The 22,955-nt window shown below is 61.3% G+C and carries 30 protein-coding genes; 13 read left to right on the top strand and 17 right to left on the bottom strand.

All coding sequences use genetic code 11. The features are described 5' to 3' along the window. The first annotated feature begins 14 nt into the window (after positions 1-14). Positions 15-857 carry a fumarylacetoacetate hydrolase family protein gene (locus tag AC02Y0_RS02025; protein ID WP_476382015.1) on the top strand — a complete coding sequence of 281 codons (843 nt, stop codon included), beginning with the start codon at positions 15-17 and terminating at the stop codon, positions 855-857. Between the two features lie 132 nt (positions 858-989). Here the strand turns inward: AC02Y0_RS02025 and AC02Y0_RS02020 are convergent, their stop codons facing one another. The 3 genes from AC02Y0_RS02020 to AC02Y0_RS02010 form a co-directional block, all read right to left on the bottom strand. Then, complete coding sequence (locus AC02Y0_RS02020; protein WP_476382013.1) at positions 990-1,700, bottom strand: outer membrane protein; 711 nt, start codon at positions 1,698-1,700, stop codon at positions 990-992. A gap of 130 nt (positions 1,701-1,830) precedes the next feature. After that, positions 1,831-3,330: an NAD(P)(+) transhydrogenase (Re/Si-specific) subunit beta gene (locus tag AC02Y0_RS02015; protein WP_476382011.1), complete on the bottom strand. Its 1,500-nt coding sequence runs from the start codon at positions 3,328-3,330 to the stop codon at positions 1,831-1,833. Positions 3,331-3,351: 21 nt separating this feature from the next. Further along, entirely contained in the window at positions 3,352-4,929 is a 1,578-nt protein-coding gene (locus AC02Y0_RS02010) for a Re/Si-specific NAD(P)(+) transhydrogenase subunit alpha (protein WP_476382008.1), read from the bottom strand. A gap of 251 nt (positions 4,930-5,180) precedes the next feature. On the opposite strand from AC02Y0_RS02010, the gene AC02Y0_RS02005 reads away from it, so the two are divergent. Beyond that, positions 5,181-5,345: a DUF1328 domain-containing protein gene (locus tag AC02Y0_RS02005; RefSeq protein WP_102018533.1), complete on the top strand. Its 165-nt coding sequence runs from the start codon at positions 5,181-5,183 to the stop codon at positions 5,343-5,345. Between the two features lie 88 nt (positions 5,346-5,433). Here the strand turns inward: AC02Y0_RS02005 and AC02Y0_RS02000 are convergent, their stop codons facing one another. Continuing rightward, entirely contained in the window at positions 5,434-6,189 is a 756-nt protein-coding gene (locus AC02Y0_RS02000; RefSeq protein ID WP_102018534.1) for a Crp/Fnr family transcriptional regulator, read from the bottom strand. 123 nt (positions 6,190-6,312) lie between these two features. Between AC02Y0_RS02000 and AC02Y0_RS01995 the strand changes: the two genes are divergently transcribed. Further along, positions 6,313-6,708: an ANTAR domain-containing protein gene (locus tag AC02Y0_RS01995; RefSeq protein WP_476382006.1), complete on the top strand. Its 396-nt coding sequence runs from the start codon at positions 6,313-6,315 to the stop codon at positions 6,706-6,708. Here AC02Y0_RS01995 and AC02Y0_RS01990 read toward each other — a convergent pair. Both AC02Y0_RS01990 and AC02Y0_RS01985 read right to left on the bottom strand, forming a co-directional pair. After that, positions 6,676-7,242 carry an RNA polymerase sigma factor gene (locus tag AC02Y0_RS01990; RefSeq protein WP_476382004.1) on the bottom strand — a complete coding sequence of 189 codons (567 nt, stop codon included), beginning with the start codon at positions 7,240-7,242 and terminating at the stop codon, positions 6,676-6,678. The genes AC02Y0_RS01995 and AC02Y0_RS01990 overlap by 33 nt on opposite strands. After that, positions 7,239-7,577, bottom strand: coding sequence for a NepR family anti-sigma factor (locus tag AC02Y0_RS01985; RefSeq protein WP_476382002.1), 339 nt, complete (start codon positions 7,575-7,577; stop codon positions 7,239-7,241). The genes AC02Y0_RS01990 and AC02Y0_RS01985 overlap by 4 nt, the downstream gene beginning before the upstream one ends. A gap of 54 nt (positions 7,578-7,631) precedes the next feature. On the opposite strand from AC02Y0_RS01985, the gene AC02Y0_RS01980 reads away from it, so the two are divergent. Further along, positions 7,632-7,796 (top strand): DUF1328 domain-containing protein, encoded by a 165-nt coding sequence (locus AC02Y0_RS01980; RefSeq protein WP_102018537.1) that lies wholly within the window; start codon positions 7,632-7,634, stop codon positions 7,794-7,796. Positions 7,797-7,878: 82 nt separating this feature from the next. Here the strand turns inward: AC02Y0_RS01980 and AC02Y0_RS01975 are convergent, their stop codons facing one another. The 5 genes from AC02Y0_RS01975 to AC02Y0_RS01955 all read right to left on the bottom strand — a co-directional run bounded on the left by AC02Y0_RS01975 (position 7,879) and on the right by AC02Y0_RS01955 (position 11,469). Beyond that, complete coding sequence (locus AC02Y0_RS01975) at positions 7,879-8,070, bottom strand: hypothetical protein (RefSeq protein WP_476382000.1); 192 nt, start codon at positions 8,068-8,070, stop codon at positions 7,879-7,881. After that, positions 8,067-8,402 carry a hypothetical protein gene (locus AC02Y0_RS01970; RefSeq protein WP_476381998.1) on the bottom strand — a complete coding sequence of 112 codons (336 nt, stop codon included), beginning with the start codon at positions 8,400-8,402 and terminating at the stop codon, positions 8,067-8,069. Before AC02Y0_RS01970 ends, AC02Y0_RS01975 begins: the two co-directional genes overlap by 4 nt. 85 nt (positions 8,403-8,487) lie before the next feature. Continuing rightward, on the bottom strand, positions 8,488-9,552 hold the full coding sequence (locus AC02Y0_RS01965) for a zinc-binding metallopeptidase family protein (protein WP_476381996.1): 1,065 nt from the start codon (positions 9,550-9,552) through the stop codon (positions 8,488-8,490). A gap of 43 nt (positions 9,553-9,595) precedes the next feature. Then, positions 9,596-10,573, bottom strand: coding sequence for a sensor histidine kinase (locus AC02Y0_RS01960; protein ID WP_476381994.1), 978 nt, complete (start codon positions 10,571-10,573; stop codon positions 9,596-9,598). Between the two features lie 101 nt (positions 10,574-10,674). Next, entirely contained in the window at positions 10,675-11,469 is a 795-nt protein-coding gene (locus tag AC02Y0_RS01955; RefSeq protein ID WP_476381992.1) for a response regulator, read from the bottom strand. A 152-nt stretch (positions 11,470-11,621) separates the two neighbouring features. Here AC02Y0_RS01955 and AC02Y0_RS01950 point away from each other — a divergent pair, with 152 nt between their 5' ends. Beyond that, complete coding sequence (locus AC02Y0_RS01950) at positions 11,622-11,813, top strand: NepR family anti-sigma factor (protein ID WP_102018543.1); 192 nt, start codon at positions 11,622-11,624, stop codon at positions 11,811-11,813. A gap of 57 nt (positions 11,814-11,870) precedes the next feature. On the opposite strand, the gene AC02Y0_RS01945 is transcribed toward AC02Y0_RS01950, so the two are convergent. Then, positions 11,871-12,320, bottom strand: a complete 450-nt coding sequence (locus AC02Y0_RS01945; RefSeq protein WP_476381990.1) for a hypothetical protein — start codon at positions 12,318-12,320, stop codon at positions 11,871-11,873. Positions 12,321-12,322: 2 nt separating this feature from the next. After that, a complete protein-coding gene (locus tag AC02Y0_RS01940; RefSeq protein WP_476381988.1) occupies positions 12,323-12,676 on the bottom strand; it encodes an ElaB/YgaM/YqjD family protein in 354 nt (117 codons plus the stop codon). 218 nt (positions 12,677-12,894) lie between these two features. Here AC02Y0_RS01940 and AC02Y0_RS01935 point away from each other — a divergent pair, with 218 nt between their 5' ends. Next, positions 12,895-13,092 (top strand): CsbD family protein, encoded by a 198-nt coding sequence (locus AC02Y0_RS01935; protein WP_076393716.1) that lies wholly within the window; start codon positions 12,895-12,897, stop codon positions 13,090-13,092. 65 nt (positions 13,093-13,157) lie between these two features. Here AC02Y0_RS01935 and AC02Y0_RS01930 read toward each other — a convergent pair whose 3' ends face one another. Continuing rightward, positions 13,158-14,015 carry an aromatic ring-hydroxylating dioxygenase subunit alpha gene (locus AC02Y0_RS01930; protein WP_476381986.1) on the bottom strand — a complete coding sequence of 286 codons (858 nt, stop codon included), beginning with the start codon at positions 14,013-14,015 and terminating at the stop codon, positions 13,158-13,160. 116 nt (positions 14,016-14,131) lie between these two features. Between AC02Y0_RS01930 and AC02Y0_RS01925 the strand changes: the two genes are divergently transcribed. The 5 genes from AC02Y0_RS01925 (at position 14,132) to AC02Y0_RS01905 (ending at position 18,088) form a co-directional block, all read left to right on the top strand. Further along, positions 14,132-14,413, top strand: coding sequence for a hypothetical protein (locus AC02Y0_RS01925; RefSeq protein ID WP_476381984.1), 282 nt, complete (start codon positions 14,132-14,134; stop codon positions 14,411-14,413). After that, the gene (locus tag AC02Y0_RS01920; protein ID WP_476381982.1) at positions 14,410-15,081 is read left to right on the top strand and encodes a Rieske 2Fe-2S domain-containing protein; all 672 of its coding nucleotides are present in this window, start codon (positions 14,410-14,412) and stop codon (positions 15,079-15,081) included. The genes AC02Y0_RS01925 and AC02Y0_RS01920 overlap by 4 nt, the downstream gene beginning before the upstream one ends. After that, positions 15,081-15,707 carry a glutathione S-transferase family protein gene (locus tag AC02Y0_RS01915; protein WP_476381980.1) on the top strand — a complete coding sequence of 209 codons (627 nt, stop codon included), beginning with the start codon at positions 15,081-15,083 and terminating at the stop codon, positions 15,705-15,707. The genes AC02Y0_RS01920 and AC02Y0_RS01915 overlap by 1 nt, the downstream gene beginning before the upstream one ends. Positions 15,708-15,766: 59 nt before the next feature. Beyond that, positions 15,767-16,723, top strand: coding sequence for a D-2-hydroxyacid dehydrogenase (locus tag AC02Y0_RS01910; RefSeq protein WP_476381978.1), 957 nt, complete (start codon positions 15,767-15,769; stop codon positions 16,721-16,723). Positions 16,724-17,014: 291 nt separating this feature from the next. Beyond that, positions 17,015-18,088, top strand: coding sequence for an enoyl-CoA hydratase/isomerase family protein (locus tag AC02Y0_RS01905; RefSeq protein ID WP_476381976.1), 1,074 nt, complete (start codon positions 17,015-17,017; stop codon positions 18,086-18,088). Between the two features lie 51 nt (positions 18,089-18,139). Here the strand turns inward: AC02Y0_RS01905 and AC02Y0_RS01900 are convergent, their stop codons facing one another. From AC02Y0_RS01900 to AC02Y0_RS01890, 3 genes are all read right to left on the bottom strand, one after another. Further along, the gene (locus AC02Y0_RS01900) at positions 18,140-18,466 is read right to left on the bottom strand and encodes a type II toxin-antitoxin system PemK/MazF family toxin (protein WP_476381974.1); all 327 of its coding nucleotides are present in this window, start codon (positions 18,464-18,466) and stop codon (positions 18,140-18,142) included. Next, positions 18,463-18,687 (bottom strand): antitoxin MazE-like protein, encoded by a 225-nt coding sequence (locus tag AC02Y0_RS01895; RefSeq protein WP_476381973.1) that lies wholly within the window; start codon positions 18,685-18,687, stop codon positions 18,463-18,465. Before AC02Y0_RS01895 ends, AC02Y0_RS01900 begins: the two co-directional genes overlap by 4 nt. 183 nt (positions 18,688-18,870) lie before the next feature. Continuing rightward, positions 18,871-20,280 carry a helix-turn-helix domain-containing protein gene (locus AC02Y0_RS01890; protein ID WP_476381971.1) on the bottom strand — a complete coding sequence of 470 codons (1,410 nt, stop codon included), beginning with the start codon at positions 20,278-20,280 and terminating at the stop codon, positions 18,871-18,873. A gap of 134 nt (positions 20,281-20,414) precedes the next feature. Between AC02Y0_RS01890 and AC02Y0_RS01885 the strand changes: the two genes are divergently transcribed. Together AC02Y0_RS01885 and yghU are read left to right on the top strand one after the other, a co-directional pair. Continuing rightward, complete coding sequence (locus tag AC02Y0_RS01885; RefSeq protein WP_476381969.1) at positions 20,415-21,947, top strand: acyl-CoA carboxylase subunit beta; 1,533 nt, start codon at positions 20,415-20,417, stop codon at positions 21,945-21,947. Positions 21,948-22,037: 90 nt separating this feature from the next. Then, positions 22,038-22,949, top strand: a complete 912-nt coding sequence (gene yghU / locus AC02Y0_RS01880) for a glutathione-dependent disulfide-bond oxidoreductase (protein WP_476381967.1) — start codon at positions 22,038-22,040, stop codon at positions 22,947-22,949. Positions 22,950-22,955 lie beyond the last annotated feature (6 nt).

Genomic DNA, 22,955 nt, shown 5'->3' with positions numbered 1-22,955 from the left:
GAAGGAACAAGACCATGAAACTGATGCGCGTCGGCCCTCTCGGCCAGGAAAAGCCTGCGATCCTCGACAAGGACGGCAAGGTGCGTGACCTCTCGGCCCATGTGACCGATATCGGCGGCGCTGCCATCTCGCCGGAGGGCCTGGCCAAGATCGCGGCTCTCGACCTCTCCTCGCTGCCGGAAATCGCTGCCAACCGCATCGGCGCCTGCGTCGCCGGCACCGGCAAGTTCATCTGCATCGGCCTCAACTATTCCGACCACGCCGCAGAAACCGGCGCTGCCGTTCCGCCGGAGCCGGTCATCTTCATGAAGGCGACCTCGGCCATTTGCGGCCCTAACGACGACGTGCTGATTCCGCGCACCTCGGAAAAAACCGACTGGGAAGTCGAACTCGGCGTCGTCATCGGCAAGACCGCGAAATATGTCTCGGAAGCCGACGCCATGGACTACGTCGCCGGTTACTGCGTCTCCCACGACGTATCAGAGCGCGCCTTCCAGACGGAGCGTGCAGGCCAGTGGACCAAGGGCAAGTCCTGCGACACCTTCGGCCCGATTGGCCCCTGGCTCGTCACCAAGGACGAAATTTCCGATCCGCAGAACCTCAAGATGTGGCTCTCGGTCAATGGCAAGATGATGCAGGACGGCTCGTCCAAGACCATGGTCTACGGCGTCGCCCACCTCGTCTCCTACCTCAGCCAGTTCATGAGCCTGCATCCCGGCGACGTCATCTCCACCGGCACCCCTCCAGGCGTCGGACTCGGCATGAAGCCGCCGCAGTTCCTCACGGCCGGCGACGTGGTCGAGCTCGGCATCGAAGGGCTCGGCACCCAGAAGCAGACGTTCAAGGCGGATGTCTGAGTTGAACCGATAATCCGGTTATTGACCCCACTCTTGTGGTGAGGTCTTGCGTATCATGGCAATGAACAAAAAAAGCCGAGCGTTGACGCTCGGCTTTTTTATTACGTGCTTGGAGGATCCCGGCCTAGGAGATCAGAAACTGTAGTTCACGCCAACCCGAAACAGGTGGCTAGAAGGGTCGGACTTGTAGCTGTCAGTCGGACTGACCGTCCCGACCGGCGAAGTGCGCGACTTGTAGTCGGTATAGAGATACTCAGCCTTGAAACTCAGCGCTTCGGTCATGGCATATTCGGCACCCACGCCAGCGACGTAGCCGAAATATGTCTGCTGGTCTTCGCCCACAATCGCGCCGAGGACCGGGTTAACACCACCCTTGCCACCGGCGACCGCAAGACCACCGGTCACGTAGAGCAGCGTCCGGTCGAACGCGACACCGACGCGAGCACGTGCCGTTCCCTGCCAGCCAAGTTCGAAACTGCAGTTCTGCGAGGGAAAGCCCGCGCAGGCTTTGTCGCCCTTGATCTTCGCCCAGGAAACGTCGGCTTCGACGCCATAGACCATGTTGCCGTTCTGGATGTTGTAGCCCGCCGTCACGCCGGCAAGCCCACCGCGTAAGGGCGTTTCGGAAAACAGCGTGCCCGAACCGGTCTGTGTTTCCACTTCGCCGACGGCACCACCGCCGACAACACCGACATAGCCGCCGCCCCAGTCGTGAATGATATCAGCAACATCGCCCTGCGGCGGCAGCGGTAGTGGTGCATCGGATGAATTGAGGTCGGCTGCTGTCGCTGCCGTTGCGATAAACCCGGCAGAAATGCCGGCAAGAAACACCCTGATGCTCACGAAAACTCCTGCGGTCACACTGGCCACCATCTAAGTGGCTTATGGTTAACGTCCGGTTTTCTTGGCAACTCATGGAAGAAAAAAGCCGGGCGTCACCACCCGGCTTTAAAGATTTGGTCTGATCCGAAGCTTACTTGATCAACGGCAGGATGCTGTCGATCGACTTCTTCGCGTCACCGTAGAACATCCGCGTATTCTCCTTGTAGAACAGCGGGTTCTCGATGCCGGAATAACCTGTGCCCTGGCCGCGCTTGGAGACGAAGACCTGCTTCGCCTTCCACACTTCCAGAACCGGCATGCCGGCGATGGGCGAGTTCGGGTCTTCCTGGGCCGCCGGGTTGACGATGTCGTTCGAGCCGATGACGATGACGACATCCGTCTCGGGGAAGTCCTCGTTGATCTCGTCCATTTCCAGAACGATATCGTAGGGCACCTTGGCTTCGGCGAGCAGCACGTTCATGTGGCCTGGCAGACGACCGGCGACCGGATGGATCGCGAAACGCACCGTCTTTCCGGCAGCACGCAGCTTGCGGGTCAGCTCCGAGACCGTTTGCTGCGCCTGGGCGACCGCCATGCCGTAGCCTGGAACGATGATGACGCTGTCGGCATCGTTCAGCGCATTGGCAACACCATCGCCGTCGATGGCGATCTGCTCGCCCACGACTTCCATCTGCGGCCCGGTCGTGCCGCCGAAGCCGCCGAGGATGACCGAGACGAAGCTGCGGTTCATCGCCTTGCACATGATGTAGGAGAGGATCGCACCGGACGAACCGACCAGCGCGCCGACGACGATCAGCAGATCGTTCGATAGCGAGAAGCCGATTGCCGCCGCCGCCCAGCCGGAATAGCTGTTGAGCATGGAGACGACGACCGGCATGTCGGCGCCGCCGATGCCCATGATCAGGTGATAGCCGATGAAGAGCGCCAGAAGCGTCATCAGGATCAGTGTCCAGCTGCCGGCACCATTGAAGTAGAGGACCAGCAGGATCAGCGAGCCGAGGGCAGCACCGGCGTTCAGCATATGGCCGCCGGGCAGCTTCTTCGCCTTGCCATCAACCTTACCGGCAAGCTTGCCATAGGCGACGACCGAGCCGGTGAAGGTGACAGCCCCGATAAAGACGCCGAGGAAGACCTCGATCTTCAACACGGCGATTTCGGCACCGGTCTTTTGAGCGATCTTGAGCGCGAAGCCTGCGAAGTCGGCAAACAGGTTCGCCTGACCGGCCTGAGCCGCGCACGCCACGGCGCTTAGCGGATCGCAAGTGTTGAGGCCGGCGTCGGCAAGCGTGCTGGCGATACGCCACATCTCGATTTCGGCATTGAAGCCGATGAAGACGGCGGCGAGACCGACCAGCGAATGCATGGCGGCCACAAGCTGCGGCATTTCCGTCATCTGCACGCGCTGGGCAACGACCCAGCCGATACCGCCGCCGATGGCGATCATGACGACCGAGACGAACCAGTTACCGGCACCGGGGCCGTAAAGCGTCGCGACGACGGCGAGCCCCATGCCGACGATACCATACCAGACGGCGCGCTTGGCGCTTTCCTGGCCCGAGAGCCCGCCGAGCGACAGGATGAAGAGAACGGCTGCGACGACATAGGCCGCTGTGGTGAATCCGTATTCCATGTGTGTGTCCCCTCCCCTAACTCAAGACTTCTGGAACATGGCGAGCATTCGCCGTGTCACCATGAAGCCACCGAAGATGTTGATGCCGGCCATCAGGACCGACAGCGCACCGAGGATGATCACCAGGAAGTTGCCTGATCCGATCTGCATCAGGGCACCCAGAATGATGATCGAGGAGATGGCATTGGTGATCGCCATCAGCGGCGTGTGCAGCGAATGGCTGACATTCCAGATGACCTGGAAACCGACGAAGCAGGCGAGCACGAAGACGATGAAATGGCTCATGAAGCTGGCGGGTGCATAGAGACCGGCGAGCAGGATCAGCGCACCGCCACCGGCAAGCATGCCCACCTGGTTGCGGGTCTGCGTCTTGAAGGCGGCGATTTCCTGGGCCCGCTTTTCTTCGGGCGTCAGCTCCTTGACCTTTTCCTTCGGCTTGGCAGCAGCGATCGCCTGTATCTTCGGCGGCGGCGGCGGGAAGGTAATCTCGCCGTCCTTGGTGACGGTGGCACCCCGGATGACATCGTCTTCCATGTTGTGCACCACAACGCCGTCCTTGGCCGGCGTCAGGTCCGTCATCATGTGGCGGATGTTGGTCGAGTAAAGCGTCGAGGACTGCGCTGCCATGCGGCTCGGGAAGTCGGTATAGCCGACGATGGTGACGCCGTTCTCCGAAACGATTTTCTGATCCGGAACGGTCAGGTCGCAATTGCCGCCACGCTCGGCGGCAAGGTCGACAACGACGGAACCGGGCTTCATCGCCGCCACCATGTCGGCGAGCCACAGCTTCGGCGCATCCCGGCCCGGGATCAGTGCCGTGGTGATGACGATGTCGATCTCAGGCGCCAGTTCGCGGAACTTAGCGAGCTGCTTCTCGCGGAATTCCGGCGAGGACGGCGCGGCATAACCGCCGGTGGCTGCTCCATCCTGGGCGGCTTCGAATTCGAGGAACACGAACTGAGCACCCATGCTCTCGATCTGCTCGGCGACCTCAGGACGAACGTCGAAGGCATAGGTAATGGCACCGAGCGAAGTCGCGGTGCCAATGGCAGCAAGACCCGCGACGCCTGCTCCGATGACCAGTACCTTGGCCGGCGGCACCTTGCCGGCAGCGGTCACCTGGCCGGTGAAGAAGCGGCCGAAATTGTTGCCAGCCTCGATGACAGCGCGATAGCCGGCGATATTCGCCATCGACGACAGCGCGTCCATCTTCTGGGCGCGCGAGATGCGCGGCACCATATCCATGGCAACGACGGTCGCACCCTTGGCTTTGGCCTGCTCCAAGAGGGCCGAGTTCTGGGCCGGATAGAAGAAGGAGATCAGCGTCTTGCCGGGGCCGAGACGATCGACTTCGGATGTCTCCGGCGGCCGCACCTTGGCAATGATATCGGCCGTCTCGAAGAGCGCGGCAGCCGTCTCGACGACGGTCACGCCAGCGGCGCGATAGGCGTCGTCAGAAAGTCCCGCGGCCTTGCCGGCGCCGCTTTCGATGACACACTCATAGCCGAGTTTCTGCAGTTGCGTGGCGCTGTCCGGCGTCATCGCAACGCGGGCCTCGCCGGCGTAAATCTCCCTTGGCGATCCGATCTTCAATCCCATCTCCTTAACTCCGTTCGAACGGGGCAAACCTCAGTCCCTCGCCTAAAGTCGAAGGACACTCCAATGGCGGACACGAGCAGAAGCGAGGTCGCCTGTCTAGTCCAGCTTTCAGGACAAGTGACGGTTTTAGGCGATGGCGCGTCGGCTTAAACCGATTTTTGTTGCACCGCACAAAATCAGACCTTCGCCGCAGCAGGGAACAATTGCGGCAAGTCACTGTTTCCCCATGGAACATTGCAAGGGAGACACGCATGCTACAATGGATCCTCATCCTCCTTCTCATCGCCGCCGTGGCAAGCCTTCTCGGTTTTCGCGGCGTGGCCGGCGCCTCCGCCGGCATTGCGAAGATCCTGATCTTCATCGTCCTGATCGTCATGATCATTGCGCTCTTCACCGGCGTTCTGATTGTCGCCTGACATCCGCGAGACAAGACGAAAAAGCCCGCCGGGATGCGTTCACGGCGGGCTATTCTTTTGTCTGGCAGTCCCTGGCCGACGGCCAAAGCTAGATAAATGGGCGGATCCGCGGCTCTCCCGGCGTCCAGCCAGCGATGTCCTCGAGCCCGCGCGCATCGAGGATCTCGCACCCGCGGTCACGCCACAGGATCAGGCCTCGATCGGAGAGCTTCTTCAGGGTCTTGTTCGTATGCACGATCGAGAGGCCCAGCGTATCGGCAAGGTGCGTCTGCGTGATCGGCACATGCCGCTGTCTCTCGTCGACAACACCGGCCACACGCCCACGCTCGAAGAGGAAAGCGAGAAGATAGGAAGCACGCTCCAGCGCCGAACGTCGGCCGACACTCAGAAGGTGCTCGTCGAGAATCGTCTCTTCCCGCGCGGCAAGCCAGGTCAGGTCGAAGCCAAGGCCAGGATGGCGCTCGAAGAGAGAGAACAGTCGGCTACGTTCGAAGACGCACAGCGTCATAGGCGTCAGGGCCTCGACCGAATGCTGCATTTCCGCCATCACGGCGCCCTGCAGCCCGATCATGTCACCCGGCACCACGTAATTGAGGATCTGCCTGCGACCGTCTTCAAGGATCTTGTAGCGGAAGCCCCAGCCGCCAAGAACGGTGTAGAGATGCGCGCTCTGTGCGCCCTCCACCAACACCGTCGTGCCGGGATCGGCCTGCAGCTCGCCCCGCTTGAAGTTGGAGACAAACTCCAGCTCAGCCTCTGTGAAGGGCCGGAACTGCTTCATCCGCCGAAGCGGACATTCGTAACAACTGACGCGAACTGGATTGTGGCGCGGCTCCGGTGCCATGCGATCACCTCGTTTGGCTGCCATCATGTTCCCGCGTGGAACAACCATGGCATCGACATGTCTTATTTAAATGACGGCCATCAGGGGTGGACCCATAAAGCGCGCCTGACAGAAGGAAGTCCCATGAACACATCGCCGCCGCGCGTCCTCATCGCTGAAAACCAATATTTGATTGCGATGGAGGTGGAGCGGATCCTGCAGGAGAGCCTGGTTTGCGATGTTAAAATCACGCCAGTTTCCGGGCTTGCGAATGAACTCTTTGCCGGAGGGTTCGATATCGTCATCATCGACGCGGCGTCTTCCGAACCACTCAATGTGGAGCGGGCGACACTCGTGCTGTCGGCCGGTGCGATGCCGGTCTTCCTGTCGTCCTATGATCATTTCCCCGATGCCGGCACGATCGTTTCGTCCTACCCCATGCTATCAAAACCGCCGCAGGCAGACGAGCTGGCCGCGGCGGTCGTCGACGCGATGCGTCGCAAGTGGTTAAACAGCGAAGGCCTTCTTGATGACCGCTGAGCTGTGCGCGTCCGGGCCGTAGTCACCTTCGCCGCTCACGCCGAGGATTTCCTGCAGCTTGTTGCGCGCGCGGTTGATACGGCTTTTGATCGTGCCCACGGCGCAACCGCAGATCTCGGCGGCCTCTTCATAGGCAAAGCCCGACGCGCCGACGAGAATGATCGCCTCGCGCTGGTCACTCGGCAACTGGTCGAGTGCGCGCTTGAAATCCTGCAGGTCGAGCGAACCATATTGCTGCGGATGCGTTGACAGCTGCGACGTGAAGATGCCGTCGGTATCGGAGACTTCGCGGCCGCGTTTGCGCATCTGCGAATAGAACTCGTTGCGCAGGATGGTGAAAAGCCAGGCCTTCATATTGGTGCCGGGCTCGAAATGATCCTGCTTGGCCCACGCCTTCATGATCGTGTCCTGAACCAGGTCGTCCGCTACATGGTGGCGACCTGTGAGCGACACGGCAAAGGCGCGCAGGTTTGGGAGCGCGGCCAGAAGATCGCGCTTGAAGGCTCCGTCGGTCGACTTGTCGGCAACGGTCATCGAGCAGCGTCCTTCATGCGAGTGTCATCGCCGGCCTGGCGCTCTGCCATGTCCAGCCGCTCGAGAAGCTGGAGAAACCGTTCCGGTATCCCCTCCTCCTGTACCGACTGATAATATTCCCGCAGTTGCGCCGAGACGCCAGGATGAAAGGCGCCCGTTCCAGGCAGACCGTTCGAAACCGGCGCTTTCTTTGAATGTTCTGTCATTGGGTCCAACGGGTTTGAAAGAGTGTCGCCTGACAACGCCGCGATCCCCATAAGGTTCCACGCGACAGAAGATTTTTTAGCCGTCTTTTCGATGGCTGTCGAAGGTGCTCTCGAAGCCGTGATCGGCATGGAACAAAGTCATGAAATCGACGTTTTCCAGCCATCGAAACTCGGAGAACCAAAATGCTTTATTACGCTCTCGTCTTCCTCGTCGTCGCCCTGATCGCCGGCGTTCTCGGCTTCGGCGGCATCGCTGGCGCCTCTGCCGGCATCGCCAAGATCCTGTTCGCAATCTTCATCATTCTCTTCATCATCTCGCTCGCGATGCGCCTGTTCCGTCGGGCGTAACGGGAGACCGGAAGCGGATACAAAAAAGGCTGCGCTGAGAGGCGCAGCCTTTTTTCGTTTGGAATAGTCGGACAAAGAAACGTCAGAGGATGATCCAGACCATGACTGCGATCAGCAGGCCCAGCATGATCAAGAGCGTGGTGACCGTGAAGGAACCATAGCGGGGCGGAACCTGCGACTCGAGATCCTGATCAAGCCCAGCTTCTTGTGCCAGGTGGCGATTCTGCGCGTCGATTTCGGAAGACGGCTGGCGGTCGTGAGTGGAGGGGCTCATTCGACGGCTCCATAGCGATCAGCAGGGATCGGTGCGATCAGCGCCTGCGCCTCTGCCGGACCGGCGGTGACGACCGGGGCGTCGAGAGCAGCAAGCTTGCCGGGATCGATCGTCTGGCGAATATCACGACCTGCAACCAGATCGGCACTGACGGGGAAGCAATCACCATAAATGATGTCCGCCATCGCCCGGGCGCGACGCAGTTCTTCCGGCAAAGCCTGATAGCAAGCCTGATCCGTTTCGTAAGAAATCACGGCGACCGGATCCTGAAGACAGGTTGTGTCTTGGGGATGGCAGGCCACGATGACCAATAAGGCAGCCATACTGTTCATGATCAGTCTCCGTGTTACTGGAAGGTTAACGCGGAGACTTGATCGATGTTCCGGGAATTCGGCACCTGCTAGGCGCAGCGCAAGATCAGGAGCGGATCAGCTCATGAATATAGTGAAGTTTGGCAATGACGGGCTCTGACAGGACGAAGGGGTACAGGTCCTGCTGGCCCATGCTGCGGTTGATGCTGTTGATCGCGAGCGTCAGCGGGACCCAGGCACGGATGAGCGCCCCTGCGCTGCCGGCACTGTAACTGTCGAAGGTCCGCTTCAACTCGATCGCAGGCACGTCGGCTTCGACATCAGGGCTCGTTCTGAGACCGAAGGCATCGGCGGTATCCAGCGCATCCACCATATGGAAGTAATGCGCAAATGTTTCCGCGAAGTCTTCCCAAGGATGACTAGCGGCATAGGCGGAAATGAAAGTGTTCTCCCAGCCGGGAGCAGGTCCCTCGGCGTAATGCCGCTTCAGAGCTTCGGAATAATCCACGCGCTCGTCACCGAAAACGGCACGGCATTCCTCGAAAGCACCTCGGTCGCGCACCAGGACGTTCCAGTAGTAATGGGCAACCTCGTGGCGGAAATGGCCGAGCAAAGTCCGGAAGGGTTCGCCAAGCGCCACACGACGCGCTTCCCGCTCAGCGTCGGAGCCCTCGGCGATGTTGAGCGTAATCAGGCCCTCGGCATGGCCGGTCAGCACCGGCCCCTCCCCATCGGGAGCGGCGGGGTCGTCAGCCAGAAACTCGAAGCCCAGCCCCCCCTCCGGATCTGCGGTGCGGGTAACGAGCGGCAGACGGAACCTCAGCAGCGAATAGAAAAGGCTGCGCTTGGCAAGCTCGATCCGCTGCCAGTTGTGCAAGTTCTCCGGCACGGAGAGATCGGGGATAGTGACATTATGCCGGCAGGCGACACAGAAGCCGCTGTCATCGCCATCATCGGCAAGCCAGTTGCAGCCGCCCATCGCCGCGTTAGCACACGGGTTAACCGGGACCGGTTCCGTCTGGCCGTGATCGAGAATATGGGTGCCCGAGGCATCGAGCGCGACCATGTCGAGGCTGGTTGCCCGGAACGCGAGCCGTGCGCCGCAAGTGACGCAGCCGTCGTTTTCGAAATGCACGACATTCGTACAGTTGCTGCAACTGAACAGGCGCATGATCTCGTCTTTCTATGGGGGCGACACCGGAGTGTCGGAGGGATCAGTCGAAGATCTCAAGCGGGAACCGGAGCATGTAGCGCACCTGCCCATTCTCGAGTTTATGGGTGGCCTCGCCGTTGACCGAAGAGGGAACAACGCGCTCAAGCACGGTACTGCCGAAACGCGCCGCTTTGGTTTCCTCGCCGACCTGCGCCGTGAATGGCTCGTTCCAGCCAATCTCGACGACGGGACCATCAGGCGTATCGATCTTGCGGCAGGTCACCTCGATCGGCAGGCGCCGCTGCAGGAAATCGCCGTGGCTGACGGCATTCACGACCAGTTCATGCAATGCCAGGCCAATATGCAGCGACGCATTCGGTGTCAGAAGCACATCGTCGCCGGAGACATGAACCAGATCGGCATTCTCCTGCACATAACGATCGACCTGCTGTTTCAAGAGGTCGCGGAAATAGGCACCGCGCCAGCTTGAATCCGTGATCAGGTCTTGCGACTGCGACAGCGCATGAAGCCGGCCGCGGAACTTTCCGAGGAACATGTCCAGCGTGCCGGAGTAACGCGCGGTCTGGGAGGCAATGCTCTGGATGATCGCAAGCAGGTTTTTCGAGCGGTGGCTCACTTCGCGCAAAAGCGCCCTTAAAAGACGCTCACGCCGACGATCCTCGGTCCGGTCGATGACCACGGTGATCATGTGCAGATCATTATCCGCCATTTCCACCATGCGGCACCGGAACTCGAAGAAGGTATCGTCGCCGGCTTCGATCTCCAGCTCCACCCGATCACCGGCATTCACGAGACCCGACTTCAGCTCCGCAAGCTTCTGTCCGATCTCAGGCCCGAAGACCGTATCGTCGGACGGCTTGCTACCCGACGGCAGACGCCACCGCGCCGGAAGCGAGGTGATGCAGACATAGGTACCATCCTTGTCCTGAAGAATCAGGCTGGCGCCCATGTCAATGAGCGCGGTTATGAAGAACTCCCGCAGCTGCTCATCGCCGCGCTGAGGTTCAAACCATGTCAACCGATGTACCAATTGTCCTGCTCCGCCGTTGATCGGCACCCCGGACCGGCACTCGCGGCCGGCCCCATTTCTCACTCTAACCTATGCCCATGTGAGCGGGATTAGACTTGCTCTGCCACGCGCTCATTGAAGAAAAGCGCCTGGCTGATCAGAGCCTTGACCATGTCGGGGTTGAACGGCTTGGTCACCAGGAAAGCCGGCTCCGGACGTTCGCCGGTCAGCAGACGTTCCGGGAAGGCAGTGATGAAGATAACCGGGATGGTATCGACCTTCAGAATGTCGTTTACCGCGTCGATGCCCGAGCTGCCATCCGCAAGCTGGATGTCGGCTAGAACCATCTTCGGGCTCGTGCGCTTGTAGAGATCAACGGCTTCGGCATGCGTGCGCGCAATACCGGTAACGCGGTGACCCAGGTCTTCGACCATCTGTTCGATGTCGAGCGCGATCAGCGGCTCGTCCTCGATGATCATGATGTCAGTTGCCACCTGGCGGGAAATTTCCATCGAGGCTTCATTGAAGAGCACGTTGAATTCCGCCTCGCTGACGCTCAGCACGTTGGCGGCCTCTGCGGTGGTGAAGCCTTCTACGGTGATCAGGAGGAAAGCATGGCGGGCGCGTGTCGGCACGGATGCGAGATTGGCGGCAGCGCGCTTTTCCCAGGCGAAGGGCGAGGTGATCGGCGGCAGCTCCACCTTGGTCGAATCATAGATGACGACAAACAGCTTGTAGAGCGCGACGCGGTCATCGCCGGTGGCCGGGAAAATAGAGATATCGGCGATCAGAGCCTCAAGGACCGCAGCAACATAGGCATCTCCTGATGTCTGCGAACCAGTGACGGCGCGTGCATATCGCCTCAGATAAGGAAGATGGACGGCAACGCGGGCAGTAAGGGACATGCAGTTCTCCAATCAGTATGGAATTCGGTGCGGACTCGGCTGAGAACGCGGGACTTACAAAAAAGTTCCATCTCCCCAGGAACTATTTTGCATCCGGAATCTTATAGGAGTAATTCTCATTTCGCCTAGGGAAACGATGGAACTGGAACAAAATGGCTGAAGGCCCCGCGGACAAACCGGCTAAACCGAAAAAGCTCCCCGCAGCGCGACGCCAGAACGACAATGCGTTGATCGCCACCAAGCTGCGTGGCTATTACGACAGCATCATCGAAGAAGGCACCCCTCCTCATTTTCTGGACCTCCTCGAGCGGCTGCAAGACGCAGAAACCAAAGCGAAGAAATAGGCGCTTCAACGTCGAAAGCCAGAGCACAAGGCACTGGCATTCGACATTGTCCCAATATCAATCGTCCCGTCCATCCCGACCGACGCCCTGCATCTTCGCGACGCCGAACACGAGCGCGGCGATTGCGGCGGTGGCAAGCAAGGATCGCCCCTTCATCAGAGCGGGAACACCGGCCAGCAATTGCAGAGTCATCGGATCCGGCAACTGCGACTTCGCTGCACGGCGACGTGCCTCCATGCGCCGCTCGGTCGCCTTGTTCATCGACTTAACGATGAGAATGACGATGAGACCGCACAGGGCGGTGACGCCTGCGACGATAAGGGCGGCATAGATCGCGCCAAACTCGCTGGACAGATAGAAGCCCAACGCCAGAAGCAATGCCACATAGGCCGTGAGTGCCAGAACGCCGACAATCGCGCCCCCGATGAGGGAGCGCGTGATGCGGGTCGCGGTCGGCTGCACCCGACCGAAGGCGAGAATGCCGAGCTGTCTAAAGAGTGGCAGCATGATCAGCGCCGGGTAAGCAGTGCGAGCACGTAGCCGACGCCGGCCGCAATCGCGAGCGACTGGAACGGACGCTGATGCACATAGGCCTCCAGCTCATCTTCGACATTTGCAATGCTCTCACGAGCGCTGTCGACATACTGCTGCGAAGTCTCGCCAGCCTGGCGGATCTTGCTGCTGCCGAAGGAGGCGACTGTCTGCGTCAGTGCGGCGATATCGCGGCGAAGGGCTTCCAGATCGGCCTGGATGTCGTCGCTCGTGGCACCGCCGGCAGAATCGGTCTTTGCCTCGATGCGGTCAGCAAGTTCGTTCGCCTTGTCCTCGATATCGTTCGTGGAGGCGCTCGGTACCTGGGCCATGGGGATCTCCTTCACTCGTTCTTTCGATTGTGTTTCGTCTAGAGAACGTCGAGCAAGAGCGAGTGTTCCACCGGTCCCGATATATTCTCACGCGCCGCCGACACGCCCCTATCAGGCCATTGATGTCGGACAACGAGGACGGAACTTCTGCGACAAACCGGCGTTTTCGGATCCGAGGACACGGAGCCTCGACCAACACCAGACACGGGAGAACACCGATGAATTGGAACCAGATCGAAGGCAATTGGGAGCAGTTCAAGGGCAAGGCCCAGACCCAGTGGGGCAAGCTGACAGGTGACGATCTCGACGTCATCGCCGGCAAGCGCAAGGAACTCTCCGGCAAGATCCAGGCTGCCTATGGCAAGACCCAGGAAGAAGCCGATCGCGAGATCGACGACTGGATGACCAGAGGCTAAGACCGTCAGTCTAGAAGATACCCCGACCCGGAAGCACCCGCTTCCGGGTTTTCTTTTGCCTGAATTCAGGCAGCCGTCGTCGTCGCGCCATAGGTGACGCCCTTTTCCTTGAGCCACCGACGATATGCGATCGACGAGGCATCCGCCCGCGTCGGCACTTCCTTACGCGGCTCCAGCGGCAGAAGCACCGGCCGCTGGTTTTCAAGAATGATCCGGTCCTGCAGGAAAATCATCTGCTGGAAATGAATGAGCTCCGTCGTCGTTGAGACATCGTCGATCAGATACATGATCGGATGTGCCCGGCAGCGGCCCGGATCGAGCGGCTGGACGAAGAGGCCGATGACATCCCAGCGATTGGTCGCATTGGGGCAGGTCTTGTAAAGGATCGTCGTGAACGGCGTCATCACCCGGTACATGTATTGCGTGGTGATCCCGTCGGACGCGGACAGAGCCGCCTGCGGCTGGAAGAAGGTGCAGTTGGTCGCCCAGACCTCGTCTTCCTCGCGGCGGATCTCGACATCATAGCTTTGCACCTCCGTATGTGGCTCGGCGCCGAGAACATCCGTATGCACGAAGGGAAAATGCGCCATGTCGAGAAAATTCTCGACGATGCGAAGCCCGGAGGCCTTCACCGTGACGACACCGCAAGGAACATAGCGCCGGTCAGGCTCATCGGCCTCCGGCAGCGGAAAGATCTCGCGCTCGGGGTTGCCCAGTGTCGCCCAGAGAAAGCCGAAGCGATGGCGAAGCGGCAGAGGTTCGGCCCGTCCCTCGGCAAACACCTCGATCGACCCATCCGCCTGCTTGACGACGGTGAGATCCGTCCCGAGCAGCCAGTTCTGCGATCGCCCAACCGGGATAACCGCCACGGTATCGAGCACATACCACTGATCGAGCGACGCCTTGTCGATACCGTTCTGCATAGTCTGTCTTTCCTCTGGAGCACGGGAGAAACCACTTGAACCCCCATCTCGTCGCCCGCTAGATTGCCCAAAAATTAGAGCGCGCACAATTGCAAGGCAACACTGATCCCCACCCGATGACGGCGAAAGCCGACCAGATGACAGTCGGCTTCACCTTTTCCGGAAGGCTGGAGCCGCAGGGCTTCATCGCGTTCGCCGAACATCGTGCAGCGCGCCTGTCGCTCGGGCTGAACATTGCCTCCTGCAACAGTGAGCGCTGCCGCCTGACGCTGTCGGGCCCGGAAGCCCTGATCGACGCCTTCGAGATGGCGGTCAGCCTCGGCCCCTATGACAGCATCGTGCTCGACGTATCACGATTTCAAACCGACGAAGACCTGCCCGCAAAGGCCGCATCATGACATCAGCCTCTCCCTGGATACCCGTCGCCCTTTCCGCCGACATCGAAGCCGGCACCTCTGCCGGAACGCTCGTCAACGGCGAGGAGCGCGTCGTCTGGCGCGACGAGAAAGGCGACGTGCATGTCTGGGAGGACCGCTGTCCGCATCGTGGCATGCGCATGAGCTTCGGCTTCGTGCGCGGCGACCACATCGCCTGCCTCTATCACGGCTGGCGCTACGATACCGGCGGCCAATGTCGCTACATTCCGGCCCATCCCGAACTCGAGGTACCCCAGACCATCAAGGTCCCGACCTTCGCCGCAACCGAACGCGCCGGCATTGTCTGGATGGCACCGGAAGGGGCGGATGCGGCTAAGCTCTCCGCAATTCCGGAGACGGCCGACCCTGTTCGCAGCCTCTTCCTCGACCTGTCGACGAACGCGGCTCTGCTGGCGGTGACGGCAGCGCCACCCGAGGGTTACAGGCCGCTCCCGAGCGAGACCGGCACAGTGACTTTGCAAGGGAACGACGTGACCGTCCTGATCGCAGCCCAAGCCCGCGACGCCGGCCGGACGGCCTTGCACATCACGGTGGCCGGAAACACCTCCGCAGACATTCGCCGCGCCCTGATCCTCTGGGCCACAGACCTGCGCAACCGCGTTGAATCGCAGATGGTGGAGGCCGCGTGATGATCAGGCTCTACGACTACCACCTCGACGAAAACGGCTTTCGCGTCCGTCTCCTCCTCTCCATGCTCGGCCTCTCCTTCGAGACCGTCGCCGTCGACAAGGCACCGGGCCGCGAGCAGGAAAAGCCGCATATGCTGGCGCTCAATCCGACCGGCACGCTGCCCATCCTTGAAGACGGCGACGTCAGGCTCTTTGGCACCGCTGCGATCCTCGCTTATCTCGCCCGCGCCTATGCGCCTGACAGTCCCTGGCTCCCCGCCGATGCAGCAGACTTCGGCCGCGTGCAGCAATGGCTGGGCTTCTCCGGGCGCGAGTTGAGACCAGCCGTGGACGCCCGCGAGGCAGCGCTCTTTACCTCAGAGGGCGCCAGCGAGGCCGACCTCAAGGCAGCCCGTAAAGCCTTCCGCATCATGGAAGACCACATGACGCTGCGGCAGATCGAAGGTTCGGACTGGTTCGTGGGCGACACTCCGACGCTTGCGGACCTCGCACTCCTGCCGAGCTTTGCCCTCTCGCGCGACTGCGGCATCGATCATGACGAGTACCCCGCCCTTCGTCGCTGGTTGCGCCGCTTCCGCGCACTTCCGGGCTTCATCACCATGCCGGGCGTACCGGATTACCACTGACCTGCCTTGCTGGCCGAAAGCCGCTCGGCTAGGTCGGAACGCTAGCAGGGAGGTCCGCCATGATCCGCATCGTCTTTCTCGACCGGGACACGCTGTCGCCGGAAACCGTGGTCCGCGCGCCCGCCGTGCCGCATGAGATGGTCGTCCATGCTCGGACCGCCCCACACGAAGTGGCGGAGCGTATCCGCGACGCAGACGTTGTGATCACCAACAAGGCCCCCGTCCGCGCCGAGGCCCTGGCCGGTGCCTCGAAGCTGAAGCTGATCGCCGTCTCTGCCACCGGCACAGACATCGTCGATCTCGCGGAAGCCAAGGCGCGAGGCATCGCCGTCTGCAACATCAGGAACTACGCCAAACACACGGTGCCCGAACACACCTTCGCGCTGATGCTGGCGCTGCGCCGCTCGATCCTGCCCTATCGCCAGTCGGTGATCGAGGGTCGCTGGCAGCAGGCGGCGCAATTCTGCTATTTCGACTATCCCATCGCCGATCTCGGCGGCTCGACGCTCGGCATCATCGGCCATGGCACGCTTGGACAGTCGGTGGGCAAGATCGCCGAGGCCTTCGGCATGACGGTACTTGCTGCCGGTCGTCGTGGCGCAGCCGAGCTCAAGCCCGGCCAGACGGCCTTCGACGAGGTATTAAAACGCTCTGACGTCATCACACTCCACTGCCCGCTGACGCCCGAAACGCGCGGCGTGATCGGTATCAGAGAATTCGCCCTGATGGAGCGCCGCCCGCTGCTCATCAACACCGGTCGCGGCGGCCTCGTCGATGAACTGGCACTCGAAAAGGCCCTTGATGCCGGCCAGATTTCAGGCGCCGGCTTCGACGTGACCGATGGCGAACCGCCCGCACCCGACAGCCCGATGATGCGGATCGCGTCACGCGAAAACGTCATCCTCACCCCGCATGTCGCCTGGGCAAGTCGCGAGGCGATCCAGGCGCTGGCCGACCAGTTGATCGAGAACATCGAGCTCTTTCTCTTGGGCACGCCGCGCAATCTCGTGACCTGAGCCAACAAAGGGAGCAGGGCTATCGCCTATGGGACACCGGTGGCGTCCCGGGCTCCCTCTTCTCCCCAGCGGGGAGAAGGTGGCGCGAAGCGCCGGATGAGGGGGACGCGAAGCGCCAGAGCTGTGCCGGGCAGGCAGCCCCCTCATCGCCTCGCATGCGCTCGGCACTTCTCCCCGCTGGGGAGAAGAGGGCGTCCGCAACAGCCACCGTTGGTCCACATGCAACAGCCCACCCCTTGCCCTTTAGGCGCGACGCATATCTAACTCTCTCAAAAGACAAGGGAGGACGGCATGCGCTATCTTGAGGCGGACTATCAGGGCAACGAGATCCTGACGGCGAGAAAGGGCGCAATCGGCCTGATCGCCCTCAACCGCCCACGGGTGCTGAACAGCCTCTCCCACGACATGATCCTGGATTTCGGCAAGGCACTCGATGCCTTCGAGGCCGATCGCCAAGTCGCTGCCGTGCTCGTCACCGGCGAGGGCGAACGCGGGCTGTGCGCTGGCGGCGACATCAGGATGTTCTATGAAAGCGGCAAGGCGGGCGATGGCAAGGCCTCCCATTTCCTCAAGGCCGAATACCGCCTGAACGCTCGCATCGCCGGCTTCAAGAAACCTTACATCGTCGTGATGGACGGCATCACCATGGGCGGCGGTGTCGGCGTCTCCAGCCATGGCAGCCACCGCATCGTCACCGAAACCACGAAACTCGCCATGCCCGAAACCGGCATCGGCTTCTTCCCCGATATCGGCGCAACCTGGCTCCTCTCCCGCGCATCCGGCGAACTCGGCACCTGGATGGGGCTATCAGGCGAGGCGATCAACGGCGCTGATGCCATCACCGCAGGCTTCGCCGACTGGTATGTGCCGCAGGACCGGGTGGCCGAACTGCTGGAGCGGATTGCCGCCCTCCCCGCCCCCGCCCTGGGGGCAACGATCGCCTCGATCATCCGCGACTACACCGTCGACGGGCCGACCGGCATCTTTTCCGAAGGCCGCGACATGATCGACCGCTGCTTCGCCCACGACACGGTCGAGGAGATCGTCGCAGCCCTAGAGAAGGAAGGCGGAGACCTCGCGACGCGCACCCTCACCGCCATGCGCGCAAAATCGCCGACCAGCCTGAAGGTGACGCTCAGGATGCTGCGCGAGGCCCGCCGCTCCGGGGACCTCGAAACCTGCCTCGAACGCGAATTCGCCGGCACCCTCCAGGTGGTGAAAGTCCCCGACTTCTACGAAGGCATCCGCTCGGCGATCATCGACAAGGACAGGAACCCGAAATGGGCGCCGGCGACGCTGGAGGATGTGGCGCCGGAGAGTGTGGAGGCGTTCTTTGCGGTGAGGGATGAGCGGTTGTTTGGGTAGGGTCGCGGATCCCTAGAGGGCGCGACCGATTTGTCGCAACAAACATTGACTTCAGTCAGCAAGGCCGATCATCACCGAAAGCATGTTGTTGAGAGCCAACATTTCGGCATCGGAAAGATGACCGATGATCAGGCCGCATTTGGCACGCGGATAGGCCATAACCTTGTCCACCATGACCTGTGAAACCACCTTGAGACCGTTCTCCGCCGTTGGCTCGACGGTGAGCCGATAAAGCGGGGCATCAGCGATCGTGCTGGTGAGCAAAACGACGAGCACGCTGTCTGCCGCATTGAGAAAATTAGACTGAATGACGATCGCGGGGCGGGGTTTTCCATAATCGCCCTGCGCCGAAGCCGTGACGAGATCACCTCTTTTCACGGTTCTGGCCATTCAGTAGCAGCCGCGATAAAATCCAGTGCTTCGGCTTCCTCGGGACGACCGCGCAAGAGCAGGCCTTGCCGCTTGGCTTCGGTGGCAAATTCGGGCCTGTGAGGATCCTGCACCCAAATGCGCAGTTGCTTCATGCCCCGGTTCTGCTGCTGTTGCCGGTAGCGTTGAAACTTGGTCAGGCCGTCATCGGCGTTCTTAGGTCTCGGCATAGCGCTCTCCATTAGGTAGCGCGCTACCCTAACACGTTGGTTGCGCGCTACCTAATGGTTTCGGCTCCGGTTACGAACAGCGCGAATGTTAGGATCTGCGCTGCCATTCGGCGAGTGCGGGATGACCGGTTCGGGCCGACTGCAGACGAAGATTTTGCCCTGCCGCAATCAAAGAACCACTTCTCACTCAATCTCATACGGCATCGGGTTCCTCACCCGATGATCCACCACCAGTTTCCGCTTCAGCGGCGGCACGGCGCGGCTGGTGCATTTGACGCGCTCGCAGATGCGACAGGAGATGCCGATGGGGTCGAAGGCGCCGCGGTTGGAGAGGTCGAGGTCGTCGGCATAGACGAAGGCGCCGGCATAGGAGATCTCGCAGCCGAGCGCCAAGGCATAGCGCGGATTGGCGGCGCGGAAGCCGGCGGAGCCTTTTGACACTTGCGTCGCGATGCAGAGATAGCGCACGCCATCGGGCGTTTCCGCCGTCTGGCGGATGATCCGGCCGGGTGTCTCGAAGGCCTGATGGGCATTCCAGAGCGGACAGGCCGCCCCGAAGCGGGCGAATTGCAGGCGGGCCGCGCTATGCCGCTTGGTGATATTGCCGGCCCGGTCGATGCGGGCAAAGAAGATCGGTACGCCCTTGAGGCCCGGCCGCTGCAGCGTCGAGAGACGGTGGCAGACCTGTTCGAGTGAGGCCTCGAAACGGGCGGCGAGCAGTTCGATGTCGTGGCGGAGATCCCGCGCGGCGGTGAGGAAGCTGCGATAGGGCAGGATCAGTGCGCCGGCGAAATAGTTGTAGAGACCCATGCGACAGATCTCGACCGCCTCTTCGCTGCGGAAATTCGCCTGTTTCAGCACCTGGTCGATCTTGGTGGCAGCCACCAGCTGGGCGATCTGGATGGCGATCTGGAAATCGCGGGTGGGGGCCGATGCATAGCGGCTGACGGTGAGGATGCGCCCCACCGGATCGAAGCGCCTGATGGCCTCGTCGCCCGCCTCGCCGCGCACGACGCGCACGCCGTGTTTCGCTTCGAGATGGCCTGAGAGCGCCGCGTAATTCTCCCCCTCCCCGAGCTTCAGCTCTGTCGCCAGTTGCTCGGCGGCAAGGTCGAGATCGTGGATGTAATTGTCGACGAAATGGAAGAAGTCGCGCACCTCGTCATAGGGCGTCACTTCCTGGCTGGGGGCTGCCCCCAGCCGGTCGTCCAGGCTTGCCAGCTGCTCGTTGCCGCGCCTGTAGGCCTGGTGGGCGGCAATCAGGGCATGGGCAAACCCGGGCGCATTCTGCGTGACGAGCTTCAGCTCCTGCAGGCTCGGCGAATAGGTCTCGAACAAGGGATCGGACAGCGCCTCCGTCAGCGCCGAGAGGAGGCGATCATTCTGGCCGGACGAGAGCTCGGTGATGTCAATGCCGAACTTTTCCGCAAGCGCCAGCAGCACCGAGGCCGAAACCGGGCGCTGGTTGTTTTCGATCTGGTTGAGATAGCTGGTGGAAATGCCGACTATATCGGCAAACTGCGCCTGGGTGGCCCCGTTTGCCTGGCGGATGTCGCGGACCTTGCGGCCGATGAAGAGTTTCCCGATGGCCATTTCGCAAATTCGCAATTTTCACTTTGCAAATTCATAAATCCACAGATGCACCTGTTCAACCGTTTTCTTCTGCGGCACAGTGGAATAGGTGTCACATCAAGGCTCTGAAGCCAGAAGACCATTAGGGAGGAGATATGCTGACGATCCTGGACCAGCTCGAAGCCCGTCGCGACGAGGCCCGCCTCGGCGGCGGCGAAAAGCGCATTGCCGCCCAGCACGGCAAGGGCAAGCTGACCGCCCGCGAGCGCGTGGAAGTCCTGCTCGACGAAGGCTCGTTCGAAGAATACGACATGTATGTCACGCACCGTTGCGTGGATTTCGGCATGGCCGAACAGAAGGTGCCGGGCGACGGCGTGGTCACCGGCTGGGGCACGATCAACGGTCGCCAGGTCTATGTCTTCTCCCAGGATTTCACCGTGCTCGGCGGCTCCCTGTCGGAAACCCATGCCCAGAAGATCTGCAAGATCATGGACATGGCGATGAGGGTGGGCGCACCCGTGATCGGCCTGAATGATTCCGGCGGTGCCCGCATCCAGGAAGGCGTCGCTTCGCTTGCCGGTTATGCCGATGTTTTCAAACGCAATGTCGATGCCTCGGGCGTCATCCCGCAGATCTCCGTGATCATGGGCCCCTGCGCCGGGGGTGCCGTCTATTCCCCCGCCATGACCGACTTCATCTTCATGGTGCGGGACTCATCCTACATGTTCGTCACCGGCCCCGACGTGGTGAAGACCGTCACCAACGAGATCGTCACGGCGGAAGAACTCGGCGGCGCCTCGACGCACACGAAAAAATCCTCCGTCGCCGATGGCGCCTATGAGAACGACATCGAAGCCCTGGAACAGGTGCGCCTGCTCTTTGACTTCCTGCCCTTGAACAACCGCGAGAAGCCGCCGGTCCGGCCCTTCCACGACGATCCGGCCCGCATCGAGATGCGGCTGGACACGCTGATCCCTGACAGCTCCAACAAGCCCTATGACATGAAGGAGCTGATCTACGCGCTGGCCGACGAGGGCGATTTCTTCGAGATCCAGGAAGCCTTTGCCAAGAACATCATCACCGGCTTTATCCGCATGGAAGGCCAGACGGTCGGCGTCGTCGCCAACCAGCCCATGGTGCTGGCCGGCTGCCTGGACATCGATTCATCGCGCAAGGCCGCCCGCTTCGTCCGCTTCTGCGATGCCTTCTCGATCCCGATCCTGACGCTGGTCGACGTGCCCGGCTTCCTGCCCGGCACCGCCCAGGAATATGGCGGCGTCATCAAGCATGGCGCGAAACTTCTCTTCGCCTACAGCCAGGCGACCGTGCCGATGGTGACCCTCATCACCCGCAAGGCCTATGGCGGCGCCTATGATGTCATGGCGTCGAAGCATATCGGCGCCGATATCAACTATGCCTGGCCAACCGCCGAAATCGCCGTGATGGGCGCCAAGGGTGCAACCGAGATCCTCTACCGCTCCGAACTCGGCGACGCCGAGAAGATCGCGGCGCGGACCAAAGAATACGAAGTCAACTTCGCCAATCCTTTCAAGGCGGCAGAGCGCGGCTTCATCGATGAGGTGATCATGCCGCATTCCTCCCGCCGCCGCATTGCTAAGGCTTTTGCGAGCCTCAGGAACAAGCAGGTGGGCACCCATTGGAAAAAGCACGACACGATCCCGTTGTAACAGCCGATTGAGAGTGGGCAAGGACAACACGGAAGGCCTATATAACTCTCGGCGCGCCCGAGGCGCTTGACCGAGAAAGGATCCGATTTCATGACCGACGAAAAATTCCCGCCCGAGAAGAACCTGCCCGCTGGCTATCAGCCTCCCAAGGTCTGGACCTGGGAAGCCGGCAATGGCGGCCAGTTCGCCAGCATCAACCGCCCAACGGCTGGCGCGCAGACAGAGGTCGAGCTTCAGGTGGGCAAACATCCGCTGCAGCTCTATTCGCTGGCAACGCCGAACGGCCAGAAGGTCACGATCCTTCTGGAAGAACTGCTCGCAGCCGGCCATTCTGGCGCTGAATACGATGCCTGGCTGATCAATATCGGCAAGGGCGACCAGTTCGGCAAAGGCTTTGTCGAGATCAACCCGAATTCGAAGATCCCGGCCCTCGCCGACCACGCACCGAAGGACGGCGGCAAGCCGGTTCGCCTGTTCGAGTCGGCTTCGATCATGACCTATCTCGCAGAAAAATTCGGCGCCTTCCTGCCGTCGGAAACCCGCGCCCGCGCCGAAGCCCTGAACTGGCTGTTCTGGCAGATGGGCTCCGCCCCCTTCGTCGGCGGCGGTTTCGGCCACTTCTTCTCCTATGCGCCGATGAAGATCCAATACGCGATCGATCGTTACGCCATGGAGGCCAAGCGCCAGATGGACGTTCTCGACCGGCAGCTCGCCGACAATGAATTCGTCGCCGGCAGCGACTACACCATCGCCGACATGGCGATCTGGCCCTGGTACGGACGGCTGGCGCTCGACCAGTCCTATCCGGATGCCGGCACCTTCCTGCAGACCCATGAATATGTCCATGTCCTGCGCTGGGCAAAGCAGCTTGCCGAACGCCCCGCCCTGCAGCGCGGCGTGATGGTCAACAGGACCTCCGGCCCGCTGTCCGAACAGTTGCATGAACGCCACGATGCCTCCGACTTCGAAACGAAGACGCAGGACAAGATCGCTTCGGCGTAAGGAGAG

Source organism: Allorhizobium sp. nf9_anc (assembly GCF_056323085.1).
Note: the sequence above shows the minus strand (reverse complement) of the source record. Positions and strands in the feature narration are given on the sequence as shown.

Coding starts and splice junctions, on each gene's coding strand:
- AC02Y0_RS01910 (WP_476381978.1), top strand. CDS start 15,767: ATGATCCGCATCGTCTTTCTCGACCGGGACACGCTGTCGCCGGAAACC.
- AC02Y0_RS01885 (WP_476381969.1), top strand. CDS start 20,415: ATGCTGACGATCCTGGACCAGCTCGAAGCCCGTCGCGACGAGGCCCGC.
- AC02Y0_RS02000 (WP_102018534.1), bottom strand. CDS start 6,189: ATGGCACCGGAGCCGCGCCACAATCCAGTTCGCGTCAGTTGTTACGAA.
- AC02Y0_RS01950 (WP_102018543.1), top strand. CDS start 11,622: ATGGCTGAAGGCCCCGCGGACAAACCGGCTAAACCGAAAAAGCTCCCC.
- AC02Y0_RS01990 (WP_476382004.1), bottom strand. CDS start 7,242: ATGACCGTTGCCGACAAGTCGACCGACGGAGCCTTCAAGCGCGATCTT.
- AC02Y0_RS01920 (WP_476381982.1), top strand. CDS start 14,410: ATGACATCAGCCTCTCCCTGGATACCCGTCGCCCTTTCCGCCGACATC.
- AC02Y0_RS01905 (WP_476381976.1), top strand. CDS start 17,015: ATGCGCTATCTTGAGGCGGACTATCAGGGCAACGAGATCCTGACGGCG.
- AC02Y0_RS01965 (WP_476381996.1), bottom strand. CDS start 9,552: ATGCGCCTGTTCAGTTGCAGCAACTGTACGAATGTCGTGCATTTCGAA.
- AC02Y0_RS01945 (WP_476381990.1), bottom strand. CDS start 12,320: ATGCTGCCACTCTTTAGACAGCTCGGCATTCTCGCCTTCGGTCGGGTG.
- AC02Y0_RS01935 (WP_076393716.1), top strand. CDS start 12,895: ATGAATTGGAACCAGATCGAAGGCAATTGGGAGCAGTTCAAGGGCAAG.
- AC02Y0_RS01940 (WP_476381988.1), bottom strand. CDS start 12,676: ATGGCCCAGGTACCGAGCGCCTCCACGAACGATATCGAGGACAAGGCG.
- AC02Y0_RS01995 (WP_476382006.1), top strand. CDS start 6,313: ATGAACACATCGCCGCCGCGCGTCCTCATCGCTGAAAACCAATATTTG.
- AC02Y0_RS01895 (WP_476381973.1), bottom strand. CDS start 18,687: ATGCCGAGACCTAAGAACGCCGATGACGGCCTGACCAAGTTTCAACGC.
- AC02Y0_RS01925 (WP_476381984.1), top strand. CDS start 14,132: ATGACGGCGAAAGCCGACCAGATGACAGTCGGCTTCACCTTTTCCGGA.
- AC02Y0_RS01975 (WP_476382000.1), bottom strand. CDS start 8,070: ATGAGCCCCTCCACTCACGACCGCCAGCCGTCTTCCGAAATCGACGCG.
- AC02Y0_RS01890 (WP_476381971.1), bottom strand. CDS start 20,280: ATGGCCATCGGGAAACTCTTCATCGGCCGCAAGGTCCGCGACATCCGC.
- AC02Y0_RS02025 (WP_476382015.1), top strand. CDS start 15: ATGAAACTGATGCGCGTCGGCCCTCTCGGCCAGGAAAAGCCTGCGATC.
- AC02Y0_RS01980 (WP_102018537.1), top strand. CDS start 7,632: ATGCTTTATTACGCTCTCGTCTTCCTCGTCGTCGCCCTGATCGCCGGC.
- AC02Y0_RS02005 (WP_102018533.1), top strand. CDS start 5,181: ATGCTACAATGGATCCTCATCCTCCTTCTCATCGCCGCCGTGGCAAGC.
- AC02Y0_RS01930 (WP_476381986.1), bottom strand. CDS start 14,015: ATGCAGAACGGTATCGACAAGGCGTCGCTCGATCAGTGGTATGTGCTC.
- AC02Y0_RS01970 (WP_476381998.1), bottom strand. CDS start 8,402: ATGAACAGTATGGCTGCCTTATTGGTCATCGTGGCCTGCCATCCCCAA.
- AC02Y0_RS01985 (WP_476382002.1), bottom strand. CDS start 7,577: ATGCCGATCACGGCTTCGAGAGCACCTTCGACAGCCATCGAAAAGACG.
- AC02Y0_RS02015 (WP_476382011.1), bottom strand. CDS start 3,330: ATGGAATACGGATTCACCACAGCGGCCTATGTCGTCGCAGCCGTTCTC.
- AC02Y0_RS01955 (WP_476381992.1), bottom strand. CDS start 11,469: ATGTCCCTTACTGCCCGCGTTGCCGTCCATCTTCCTTATCTGAGGCGA.
- yghU (WP_476381967.1), top strand. CDS start 22,038: ATGACCGACGAAAAATTCCCGCCCGAGAAGAACCTGCCCGCTGGCTAT.
- AC02Y0_RS01915 (WP_476381980.1), top strand. CDS start 15,081: ATGATCAGGCTCTACGACTACCACCTCGACGAAAACGGCTTTCGCGTC.
- AC02Y0_RS02010 (WP_476382008.1), bottom strand. CDS start 4,929: ATGGGATTGAAGATCGGATCGCCAAGGGAGATTTACGCCGGCGAGGCC.